This window comes from Escherichia sp. UTM R2 (genome assembly GCF_048593455.1).
GTDB lineage: Bacteria > Pseudomonadota > Gammaproteobacteria > Enterobacterales > Enterobacteriaceae > Escherichia > Escherichia coli.
Genome location: NZ_JBFWDY010000002.1, coordinates 1396805 through 1408886, shown reverse-complemented (window position 1 = coordinate 1408886; position 12082 = coordinate 1396805). Strand labels below are relative to the sequence as shown.

Genomic DNA, 12082 nt, shown 5'->3' with positions numbered 1-12082 from the left:
GGGTAAACTGTAGGAAAATTAGAAATAGAGACGCATAAATGAAAAAGAAAACAACACTTAGCGAGGAGGACCAGGCTCTGTTTCGCCAGTTGATGGCGGGGACTCGCAAGATTAAGCAGGACACGATTGTCCACCGACCGCAGCGTAAAAAAGTCAGCGAAGTGCCGGTGAAGCGGTTGATTCAGGAACAGGCAGATGCCAGCCATTATTTTTCCGATGAGTTTCAGCCGTTATTGAATACCGAAGGCCCGGTGAAATATGTACGCCCGGATGTGAGTCATTTTGAGGCGAAGAAACTGCGCCGTGGCGATTATTCGCCGGAGTTGTTTTTGGATTTACACGGTCTGACGCAGCTGCAGGCCAAGCAGGAACTGGGGGCGTTGATTGCCGCCTGTCGCCGCGAACATGTATTTTGCGCCTGCGTGATGCATGGTCACGGGAAGCATATTTTGAAGCAACAAACACCGCTGTGGCTGGCACAACATCCGCATGTCATGGCGTTTCACCAGGCTCCAAAAGAGTATGGCGGTGATGCGGCTTTGTTGGTGTTGATTGAAGTGGAAGAGTGGCTGCCGCCGGAGTTGCCCTGAACGTTTTTAACCCGCTTCAGACTGCCGAGCTGCAAAAATGCACAGTAGCATTAGGCATAATAATATAATTTAACGTCGCCTCCCATCGGAGCAAAAGATTGCCGGAGGCGACGCGACAATAGAGGTCACAACTCATTTAAAATATACTGAAAGCGACAAGATGAATCTATCGGTTGCATACTACTTGTATCTACTCGCACTACTATATCGTGGAGTTTTTTATCAGTAACTGCTTGCTCTATTGGCGTCACCGTCACTTTAGCGTTGTCACATCCATACGAAGAGAAAGTGATTAAACCAGAAACGAACCGACAATAGTCACCGCGCCTATCCATAACACTGCTATCGCATAATTTATTAGATTCCATTAAATAGGTAGAGACAGTTTTTTCAATAAACCCTCCCGTAGAATGAAGGCTAATGCCAAGATTATGATTGACACGATTCTCACTCCAGGAAACATCAAATGTATCTACAGGCACAGTCGGGCATACCGTACTATTGGCCGTTGGTGCGCGATAAGAAGCGCCGTAGTCCGTGACCACACTGTATACCGATGCCAGCCAGGGGCAACCAAAATCATCTGCGGCATCAATAGTAATGCTGAATGTCAGATATTGACAATTTCGACCACTGGGCAAACCAGGGCATTGGGATGCGCCTGCATTACCAAAGCCAACTATTTGTATAATGGGAGCAGCTCCGGGGCCAGGCCACTGATCTGTCACCAGATAATCATTATTTCTGGGGACAGCATGCGGGTCATAATATTTCGCTGTATAAGCACCATTTCTTGGTGAAATTATAGTAAAATAAAACTCCATCGTAGGATCAGATTGACCGCTCGCGCCATACAGCACATCGACACTACCAAACGTAACACTTGCCTGTACACTGGTACTACTAAGCCATGTAATCAGCAAACAAAATAATATCCATATTGTCTTCATATTATAAATACTCAAAAGTTGCCGTCGCTGTAGCAGTGAAATTACCGAGCGTCACATCTCGCCCACTTTTTGCCTGAACCCAGATGTTAAAAAGCAATGTATTACTGCCATCACTCAAAACAAACGTCGCACCAGAGTTATTATTGATCTTCACTGGGACACCATCCACTGTCTCAATACCAATACCCACACCTTGCGCCTGTGAGTCTGAATCAAGAGCTAAAAATCCAGGTTGTCCGGTATCCTCTGTGCCCGTAAATGTCACCTTAACGCTATTTTGTGATTGTGAAGACCCCTTACAGTTTTCTAGCTCAAAAGCCATTGAGACTTTACCTGACTGCATTTGTGTACTCAGATCTCTTGAGCTAATCGTCGGAAAGCGAACTTCTGCCAGTAATCCTCCAGGAGCGACCAACGTGCATGATTTATCAATCAAATTTCCGGTGAAATGAAGGTTGTTTTTCGCGCTCGTCGCTGTTCCTTGAGCTAACAACACTAGCCCCAGTAAACTCCCCGCTGTATATCTGGTGTAGTAGGTTTGGTTTCTTGTCATTGGTAATCCACCTGTAATGTGGCATAGGCTTCAAATGCCCCTTCACTGAGCACCGCTCCGCTTTTTTTCACCAGTACCGCATGTAGTTTCGGCAGATTAGTTTTTGAAATATTTATCGCCTTTCCCTGTTGAAAACGCTGACCGTTTTGCTGCAATTCGACCCCCAGCCCCACCACGTCCGTCTCTACCGCAGAGTCATTAAAATCAGTTTCTACTCCCGTCCAGGTCAGCTTCATTTGTATTCCTGTATCGGTATTCTCAGAGTCACATTCAACGCTATAAGGCACTTCTCGTTTATAGTTATCACCAGAGATGTCACTAATAATGACCTCATTAAATGCAATCTCAATCGTCTTATTTTCACTGACGATGCATGTTGGCGGCGCTATCAAATTGCCATGAAACGTTATATCTGGAGATGAGCTAACCACCGTTGCGTAACTTACCAGCATGATAAAAAATGCGATCTGTTTCATTGATAATCAACCACCATAGTTGCAGTAGCACTGAATGCAGAAGATACCAGCGATACCCCATTCTGCTTCACGGGTACAGCTTCAAGCGTTGGTTGGTTATCGATGCTAAATGGTAGCCAGGCACTGCTTCCTACCGTAATAAGCGAGTCATTCGTAGCGTTTTGAATACGAATACCAAACCCATCAATACCTGTATTAAGCACAGTTTCACCATTGATGACGCTTGTAGGACCCTGCAACTGCATACGTAAGTCATCCGCACCAGTAAGTCGTTGCCCGCAGTCCAGCTTGTAAGTTACTGGCTGCAAATACTGGCTGCCATCTATACGCCTGATGAGCACATCCCCAAAATCGACATCGCTCCCCGTAACGGTACATGGTGGAGGCCCATCTACCTGTACACGTAAAACCATATTTACTGGCTTACTGCCTGCGTAAGTCAATTCCCCTACCGTAGTGCAGATCAGCAGCCCCCCAACCATAGTCAGTAGAATATTTTTCATCCGTTATCTCTTAACCTCATCCCTTGAGACTTTGATCTTTATCCACCTGGCATGTGTTGCCGTCACAGCGGAAAAAGAGTGGCATCCGTGCGCCAAAGTCGTTGACGTAAGTCAGCACCGGTACGCTATCCATTTTCACATTCAGCGGAACTGTGGTTTTCGGCTCAATGACCAGAGGCGAGAACCCCGTAGCCGGATTACCGTTTTTCTGCGCACTGGCGTTGCTGATGATCACGTAGTACGGCGTTGGGTTATTGACGGTAAATGCCTGACCGCTGCGGGTGAGCGTCACCTTGTGCTGCCACGGACTTTTCATACTGACCTTTTCCAGCGCCTTTGGTCGCCAGAACAACTTGATACGCGTTTGCAGCGCGATTTGCAGGGTATTGGGTTTGTTTGATTTTGGCGGGATCTCGCGCACGTTAAAGTAGAACATGCTTTCACGATCGGCTGGCAATTTGTTGATATCCGGCATTCCCTGCACTTTTACCTGCCCGTTCATCATTGAATCGATGCGTTGCACTGGCGGCAGCACAGTTAACGGCGAGGTGATCTTGTTACCCTTTTCATCTTCAATCCAGCTTTGAGCCAGATAAGGGAGTTTCGGATCGTTATTACGCAGCGTCACGCTGATTGATTTGTCGCTTTCATTAAATATCAAACGGGTACGATCTGGCGTTACAGACGCCAGGGCAGACAAACTGGTAGCGCTAAGCAGTAACGCCAGCGTCATAGCACCCAATTTGGCAGAGCAAAGTAAATCAGACATGGATCATTCCTTAATCACGTTATTGGTTAGCTGAAACAGAAACAGGGGGATCGGTGGGTGTCACCTGTTGCGTCTGCTCCTGAATGACAGGCTTTATGTCATCAGGAACAACCGGCGCGACGTTGCCTTTATGCTGGCATGGCAGTAACAAGCCGTTAAACAGATCAGCCGGTAACGGGTCCGGCAGGTTGATATCGCAATGCGCAACACCACTCCAGAACACGCTCATATGTTCGCCAGGTTTCACCCCAGCCAGATAAACATTGCCGTCATCATCGACAAGGCCCACTGTCTGCTCGTTATCATTTTTTACTTCTGCGCCAAACGGTGGATGGCTGCCATCTTGTAAACGCAGCACCGCCATCGCTTTTTGACCACTGATGACGGCAAATTTGCGGTAGCCAATGGCTCCTTCAGTTAGCGTGGCTTGCACCACCGACTGGGTTGCTTCGGCGTTTTCCGGCAATTTGTTGAGGTCGATATACGCCTGATTGCGATAATAATTGTTAACGTCAGAAACGACGGCTTTACCAAACATATTGGTATAAACAGCAGCCCCGTTACCTTCCACCGGAACATCGGCAACACCATCGGCATCAATCAACAGGCGCGTCCCGCCCATATTCTGGGTACGGTGAAGTGCGCCGCCGTGGGTAGTAAGCGTTGCGCCGCCCTGTAACGACAAGCCCGCAGAGGTGTATTGCCCTTCATGGTAGTTCGCACTGAGGTCAACCTGCGCCAGCGAACCATCATGGCTGTAGTAGCTATCAACGCTGGTGTGTTTGTCACTGGTGCCGACGTTCAACTGATAGTGAGTCGCGTCATCGACACGGCTAAAATAACCGACCTGGCTGCTGTCCGTCCCACTGCCATAGTTGCCGTTATAGCTAACGGTACTGTTGTCGCCCCACGGCATACTGAGCGAAATGTACATGCCCTTATCCGCCCGGTTGTCATACTCGTAGCGGTAGCCAGTCAGGGAAACGCTCATATTACGAATGCTGCCCATATTGAAATAGTGGGAGAGCATGATGTTGTAGTTTGTCTGCTCCTCACGATCCCAGTAGGTATGGCGGGTATAGTTGAGATAAACCGAAACACCCGCATCGCGGAAGTTCTGGTTATAAGTGGCGGTGTACATCTCTTTGTCGTTGCCCGTACGGACCATTTCGCTGTCACTGGCATCCAGATACTCGCTCATGGTCATAAAGTTCTCTTCCGAGAAGCGATATCCAGCGAAAGTGACGCGGCTGTTGAGCTGGTCAAAGTCTTTGGAATAACTCACACGGAAGGAGTTACCGTCCAGCGAACCTTTGCCATAAGCGGTGTCTTTATCCAGTTTGGTATGCGAATGAGTAACATCAAACGCGACCGCGCCGAAGGTAGACAAATCGCGACCGACGCCCAGCGCCGCAGACTGATAGTTTTCATCACCCAGCGCACCGCCATATAACGACCAGCCGTTAGCAATCCCCCAGGAAGCTTCAGCACCAGAGAAAAATCCCCCCTCGACATGGTGGCCCCACTCTTGCGGACGTCCCATCATGATCTTATAGCGAACCTGGCCTGGGCGAGTGAGGTATGGCATCGAGGCGGTGCTGATGTCATATTCCTGTACCTGGCCGTTCTGTTCTTCAATGCGAACGTGCAGCGTACCGGAGATAGAATCACCAAGATCCTGAATACGAAACGGTCCAGCCGGAACCTGCGTTTCGTAAATCACACGCCCCATCTGGCTGACGGTCACTTTTGCTGTGGTGTGTGCCACGCCGGAAATGTCTGGCGCGTAGCCGCGCAGGTTGGGAGGCAACATTTGATCGTCAGTGCTGACACTGCCACCAACATAATTAAAACCGTCGAAAATATCGGAATTGAGGTAATCTTCGCCCAGCGCCAGTTTGGCTTTTAATGACGGTAACGCCCGCCAGGCATAATAGCGACTCCACTCCCATTTTTTTTGTGTGTCATCGCCGCTAAATTCCTCGTCATCATCATTACTGCGGGTATGTTGATAGTTGGTCTGCCAGTCAGCGCGCATACGCCATGGCCCCAGGTTAACCCCGACCGTCCCGTTGCCGCTGATCTCGTTACTGTCATCGCAGCCATTTTCTTCGTGTCGTGTTTGCGCAGTGATGCTGTAGTCCGCAATGATCCCGGAGATGCCATCATCCCAACGAGAAGGTGGATCCCAGTCGGGCCAGGTATATTCGAGGTAAGCCTGCGGTAGTGAAATGACTAATGCGGACTGGCTTAAATCAGCCTTAATTTCCATGCCTTCCAGTTGACCGGGCTTCAGGCATTTACCATCGTGGCTCCATTGCAGATTTTTCGCCACGTCTTCTTTTAAACCAAACTGCGCCACCAGTTCCGGTGTCAGACAAGCATAGCTTTTGCTAACGTCATCTTCACCAGCATACCAGTAAATATCGTACTCTTCCGCCAATGGCTGTTTATTTAGTTGAACCTGTAAATTGTATTTTCCGGGCTCAACATATCCCTGGCTGGAAAAACGCTTCAGATCAATTTTTGTGTCGCCTTTTAATTCCAGAAAACGGGAATCAAACTGAATGTCGTCTTCAGCCCAGACACTGCTATAACTCCCTGACATTGCCAGCGCAATGCACCACGGAAGAATCCGTAATCGAAAAAGAGAATGGTCAGGCATACACGTTTCTATCCGTTTTTATTCTTGTTCGGTCAAAATCCATTTAAATCCCCCATAGCAGTGTCGCTATGGGGGTATGCCTTACAGGTAAGTAATCTGGAAGGTGGTATTTGCTTCGAAATTACCCAGATCTGGGGCATCAGCTGCGCCGACCAGCCAGGCTTTAAAGTTCAGTGTCTGCTTCGCTTTGCCTTTATTGGTAGAAGTGTCTTTCACTATTTTCTGGTCAATACCCATGCCGCTTTTGTAAGAGGTACCCAGAGAGTCACCGATCGCCAGGCTAACATTGTTAAATGCCGCACCGGTATCGGTATTGAAAATGGTGTAATAATTGCCGCTATTTGCAGAAGAAACGGTACCAGTAAAGGTAGTGGTCATTGTTTCCTGAGTATCAAATACGCAATCTTGCAGACGAATCTGGAAACTTTTCGGCGTGGTGGTGCCGTTATTTTTCAGTTTTTCGGCACCGATATCACCCATATCAACTTCCAGTTTGTGATCGTCCGGGACGATAGAACACACTGAGTCTTCAATGGTGCCGTAAAAACGTGCAGTACCGTTGTTACCCGCAGCGATTGTTGCTGTAGAGGTGAACGCGCCCATCACCATTGCCGCAGCAATAGCTGTTTTAACAAACTTACTCATTATTTGTCCTTAAACTATAAATAATTAAAAATATAAACATTGCAATACATTGATTCAGTCAATAGCCAATGTTTATACCCAGCCATTGAATACGGCATGCGATCCAAAAAGAACAGGTCGTAGAAAATTGTATTCGTTGGTGTGGGGCCGCATAGTGATGTTTCCACACCCCTGATGCAATTTAATTTTACTAAAGAGTAAATGTAGATTTAATTAATATATTGACAGAAGAAAGGTTATCTTAAGGACATCCTTAAAAAATACGGAATAAGTATTTAGAAAAAATAGAAAGTATATCAATAATGAATATCAACAGCTTAAAAAACAAACAATGAACATATAATGCGATTGGCATTTATCCACTTTTGACAATATAATATATAAACACTATAGCCAGAATTTAATCAAGTTTCAATTACATCCTGCCTGATTATTCAACTCTATTTTCTCTATTATCTGTATTAATAAATGACAATGAGTGTCAAACAGACATTATTCATTTCAACATGTTACTTTGGGCAAAATCAAGATACGCGCAGAAAAATAATTTCCGAATGAAATTAGAAAGTGTTTTATTTATATATGGGGAGAGTCTTCGATAGTAGTGAGGTTGACAGATATCCGCTGCCTGATGAGCAATTATGCCCAATGAATCTACCTCATTGGGCATAATTTGGAACTCATCAGATAGCTTTTGCCATCTTCAGATTACACGGGCTCATCTGCCAGTTGAATGTGCCGTTTCCGCTTTCATCAAGCGTTACGCTGGCAATGGCCGAGGTGGTAAACATAGGCGGCGTTTCGCCCGGACATAACTCGGCAACCAGATACCCGACTAACGGTAAGTGAGAGATCACCAGTACCGAAGCAACACCTTCATTGGTCAACGCCTGCAAATAGGCACTGACCAGACCAACATCGCCGCAGGGCGTTAACTCCGGCAGAACTTCTGCACTGGAAGGCAGGTTCAGACAATCCCCTACTTCTTCCAGTGTTTGCTCGGCTCGCAGGAACGGGCTCACCAGAACGCGTTCGATTTCCACTTTTTGACCTTTTAGCCAGTTCGCCATCAGGCGAGATTCGTCACAACCATTAGTGGTCAGAGGACGAACCGAATCACTGGCGGCATCGAGGGCTGCGTCGCCGTGACGCATGATAAAAACTTGCATATTGCACCGCTTTTGTTAACCAGATTCGCCCATTTTCTTTCATCTGAAACCAGAGAAAGAAAACGGTGGCCGGCATTGTGCCTTATCCATTCACCGAATGAAACGCTGTTTTTTACCTCAATGGCGTAAGTATAGTCAATATGCGTTTACATTTTGACCAACACTCCGCCATTCAGCGCGGATTCATATAGCTTTGACCTTCTTATTGCAGGTCAGTTGCAGTTGTTTTCCAAAAACTTTCCCCACGCGCGCCCATCTCGACCAAACGCTCGCAAGGGGTAAAACGGGAACCATACTGCGTGGCCAGTCGTTGCATTATTGCAACCACTTCGCCCGCGCCGAGAGAATCGATATAGCGGAACGGTCCACCGAGAAATGGCGGAAAACCAATGCCAAATACCGCACCAATATCCCCGTCACGCACGCTACGGATAACCTGCTCATCAACACAACGTACTGCTTCATTCAGCATCAACATCACACACCGTTCAGCAACCTGCGGTGCGGAGAGTCGCCCCTGCCCTTGTGCGCCAATGAGCGGGTAAATGGCAGGATCGACCTGTTTTTTGCTTTTACGCCCTTTCTGACCATAAAGATAGAAACCCCGACCATTTTTTCTGCCTTTGCGATCGTCGTTCAAAATTGAAGAAACAACATTTGCAGGCGCGCTAAAACGTTCTCCATAAGCGGCTTCCAGTACAGGAATAATTTTAGTCCCGGTGTCGATTCCTACCTCATCCAAAAGTTGGATTGGGCCTACCGGAAAACCAAATTTCACTAGCGCAGCATCAATGTGCTCTACCCGTTCACCTTCGGTCAGCATGCGGATAGCTTCATTAATGTAAGGCGCTAAGATGCGATTGACGTAAAACCCGGCTTTGTCACGCACGACAATGGGAGTTTTGCCCTGTTTTTTCGCCAGTTTTACCGTAGTGGCGATGGTTTGCGCCGATGTACCCGCATGAGGAATAATCTCTACCAGCGGCATTTTTTCCACCGGACTGAAGAAATGCAGGCCAATAACTTGCTCAGGTCGCGCGGCGTGAGCGGCGATATCACCAATCGGTAAAGATGACGTGTTCGAAGCAAAAATGGTATGAGCGGCGCAATTTTGCTCCACTTCCGCCACCATCTGTTGTTTTAATTCGAGATTTTCAAACACCGCTTCAATAATCAGATCGCGATGGGCAAAGCCGCGATAGTCCGTCGTTCCGGAGATTAATGCCAGCTGTTTGTCACGTTCGCTGGCTTTGAGATGACGACGGCGAACTTTGCCCTCCAGCTGATCCCAACTGTACTTCAGCGCATGATTTATGCCCTGCGGGTTGATATCTTTAATTCTGACCGGAAGCCCCGCTTTACAAGCAGTGACATAAGCAATACCGCCGCCCATCAAGCCACCACCTAAAATTCCCACGCTGTTTAATGGCGCAGGCGGTGCATCACTACCGGGATCTTTCTTCACGTCCGTACTGGCAAAAAAGATACTACGCAGAGCCTGCGATTGCGGCGTCATCGCCAGTTCGCCAAAGGCGCGAGCTTCAGCGTCATAGCCGCTGCTGGTGCCCTGCGCTAATCCCGTTTCAACAACCTCCAGGATGCGTTCTGTCGCCGGATAATTGCCTTGAGTTTTGTGTTCTGTTTTCTTGCCGACCATTTTGAACAGCAACGCACGACCTAACGGCCCCGCCAGAATACGCTCGCGTACAGGTAGAGGGCGGGAAGATGGACGATCCTGCTTTACCAGCTCAACAGCGGCTTCCAGCAAAATGGAGTGCGGAACGACGTCATCCACCAGCCCCAGCTTTAACGCCTGTTTCGCCCGAAGTTGTTTTCCGGTGAGGATCATCTCTAATGCTGTGCTGACGCCTATGAGACGCGGTAAACGCTGGGTGCCGCCTGAACCGGGTAACAATCCAAGTTGTACTTCAGGCAAACCGAGCACCGTTTTAGGATCGTCAGTACAAACGCGACCGTGGCACGCCAGCGCCAGCTCCAGCCCACCGCCCAGGCAAGCGCCATGAATAGCGGCAATAACCGGAATGGGCAAAGCATGAATCTCCGCCATCAACTGTTGGCCCTGCCGCGCCAGAGCTTCCGCTTCTTGCGCCGTTTTGCAGTTGCCGATCATGTTGATGTCTGCTCCGGCGATAAAGTTGTCCGGTTTAGCGGAGACAAACACCACGCCGCGCAACTCTTTGTTTTCACGGAGTTGCTTAATAATGGCGCGCACCTGCGAGGCAAACTCCGCCTTCAGGGTATTCATTTTCTCACCCGGTACGTCGATGGTGATAACGGCAATGTTGTCCAGACGAACATTAAGGGTAAACGCTGATGTCATTTCCATTATTCCGCCTCCAGAACCATTGCCGCGCCAAGCCCACCGGCAGCACAGGCGGTAACTAAACCAAATCCACCGCCGCGACGGCGAAGTTCATGCAATGTCTGGGTAATCATCCGCGCGCCGGTCGCCGCGAAGGGATGCCCGTAAGCAATCGAACCGCCAAGCACGTTAAATTTGCTATCGTCCACTTCGCCAGTGGCATGTGCACGCCCCAGTGCTTCACGAGCAAAACGTTCACTACCCAGCAACTGAATATTCGCCAGCGTCTGAGCTGCAAAGGCTTCGTGCATATCGATCAATGTCAGATCGCTCATCGTCAAACCGGCACGCTCCAGCGCCAGCGGTGTTGACCAGGCTGGACCGAGCAACATGTCCTGCCAGACATCAATCGCAGTAAATGCGTAGCTGCGCAGATACCCCAGCGGCACCAGCCCTAATTCTTTCGCCCGGGATTCAGTCATCAGGATCACCGCTGCCGCGCCATCGGTCAGCGGCGTACTGTTTGCCGCCGTTACCGTTCCGTGTTTGCGATCAAACGCCGGGCGCAGCTTTGCGTAATCGGCAAGCGAGGAATTACCGCGAATATTGTTGTCTTCGACAAGCGGTTGTTTATAAGGAGGGATAAAGGCAGTCATCACCTCTTCTTTGAGTTTTCCGTCTGACCATGCCTGAGCGGCACGCTGATGCGAACGGTGCGCTAATGCATCTTGCTGTTCTCGGGTGATGCCGTAGGTTTTCGCCATTTGCTCTGCGGTGTCGCCCATCCGCAAGCCGGTAGAATATTCTGCTACCGCAGGTGGTACGGGCATTAAGTCGCGCAAACGCAGGCGAGAGAAGAGTTTCAGTCGCTGGCTCATGGTACGAGCTTTGTTGACATCAACCAGCACGCGCGCCAGTTTTTTACTGACGCCAATTGGCAATACCGAAGAGGAATCTGCCCCACCGGCAATCCCCGCTCGAATAGTTCCCGCCATCAGGCTTTCTGCGACGTTTGCAACTGCCTGGAAACTGGTAGCGCAAGCGCGGCTGACGCTGTAAGCATCGGTATGTACATTCATTCCCGTACCGAGAACAATTTCACGCGCAATGTTGGGGGCTTCAGGCATTTGTACGACCTGACCAAAGACCAGTTGTTCAATCACTTCGGCGGGGATCTCGCTGCGTGCCAGCAGTTCGCCTACCACCATCTTCCCTAAATCAACCGCGGGAATGCCATGAAAAGCCGTCGCCTGACGGGCAAAAGGCGTACGTAAACCGCTAACAATGGCGATACGATCGCCCTGGCGGGTAACCAGCGGTAAAACCTGACCCATAACACTCCCCTGTAAAAAAATAAATAAAGTGGTCTGACCTGATCATAGTCTTAACCATTTTTTTACATTTAGCCAAGTGGAGAAAAGGGAAAGTGGGAGCTATGA

General features: G+C 48.9%; 11 protein-coding genes. 1 reads left to right on the top strand and 10 read right to left on the bottom strand.

Annotated elements, in window-relative coordinates; genetic code table 11:
* Positions 1–38: 38 nt before the first annotated feature.
* Positions 39–590 carry an endonuclease SmrB gene (gene smrB / locus AB4H76_RS07645; RefSeq protein ID WP_000730816.1) on the top strand — a complete coding sequence of 184 codons (552 nt, stop codon included), beginning with the start codon at positions 39–41 and terminating at the stop codon, positions 588–590.
* Positions 591–715: 125 nt separating this feature from the next.
* On the opposite strand, the gene AB4H76_RS07640 is transcribed toward smrB, so the two are convergent.
* From AB4H76_RS07640 to fadI, 10 genes are all read right to left on the bottom strand, one after another.
* The gene (locus AB4H76_RS07640; RefSeq protein WP_001400721.1) at positions 716–1540 is read right to left on the bottom strand and encodes a StfH/YfcO family fimbrial adhesin; all 825 of its coding nucleotides are present in this window, start codon (positions 1538–1540) and stop codon (positions 716–718) included.
* A 1-nt stretch (position 1541) separates the two neighbouring features.
* Entirely contained in the window at positions 1542–2093 is a 552-nt protein-coding gene (locus tag AB4H76_RS07635; protein ID WP_077491350.1) for a fimbrial protein, read from the bottom strand.
* Positions 2090–2569 carry a fimbrial protein gene (locus AB4H76_RS07630; protein ID WP_000809301.1) on the bottom strand — a complete coding sequence of 160 codons (480 nt, stop codon included), beginning with the start codon at positions 2567–2569 and terminating at the stop codon, positions 2090–2092. The genes AB4H76_RS07635 and AB4H76_RS07630 overlap by 4 nt, the downstream gene beginning before the upstream one ends.
* The gene (locus tag AB4H76_RS07625) at positions 2566–3072 is read right to left on the bottom strand and encodes a fimbrial protein (protein WP_000789849.1); all 507 of its coding nucleotides are present in this window, start codon (positions 3070–3072) and stop codon (positions 2566–2568) included. Before AB4H76_RS07625 ends, AB4H76_RS07630 begins: the two co-directional genes overlap by 4 nt.
* A gap of 16 nt (positions 3073–3088) precedes the next feature.
* A complete protein-coding gene (locus tag AB4H76_RS07620) occupies positions 3089–3841 on the bottom strand; it encodes a fimbria/pilus periplasmic chaperone (protein ID WP_001281607.1) in 753 nt (250 codons plus the stop codon).
* A 19-nt stretch (positions 3842–3860) separates the two neighbouring features.
* A complete protein-coding gene (yfcU, locus tag AB4H76_RS07615) occupies positions 3861–6506 on the bottom strand; it encodes a fimbrial usher protein YfcU (protein ID WP_077491348.1) in 2646 nt (881 codons plus the stop codon).
* 81 nt (positions 6507–6587) lie between these two features.
* Complete coding sequence (locus tag AB4H76_RS07610) at positions 6588–7151, bottom strand: fimbrial protein (RefSeq protein WP_000033319.1); 564 nt, start codon at positions 7149–7151, stop codon at positions 6588–6590.
* A gap of 683 nt (positions 7152–7834) precedes the next feature.
* Positions 7835–8320, bottom strand: a complete 486-nt coding sequence (gene sixA, locus AB4H76_RS07605; RefSeq protein WP_001195819.1) for a phosphohistidine phosphatase SixA — start codon at positions 8318–8320, stop codon at positions 7835–7837.
* Positions 8321–8522: 202 nt separating this feature from the next.
* Positions 8523–10667 (bottom strand): fatty acid oxidation complex subunit alpha FadJ, encoded by a 2145-nt coding sequence (gene fadJ / locus AB4H76_RS07600; RefSeq protein WP_000426161.1) that lies wholly within the window; start codon positions 10665–10667, stop codon positions 8523–8525.
* A complete protein-coding gene (gene fadI / locus AB4H76_RS07595; protein ID WP_000531952.1) occupies positions 10667–11977 on the bottom strand; it encodes an acetyl-CoA C-acyltransferase FadI in 1311 nt (436 codons plus the stop codon). The genes fadJ and fadI overlap by 1 nt, the downstream gene beginning before the upstream one ends.
* Positions 11978–12082: the final 105 nt, after the last annotated feature.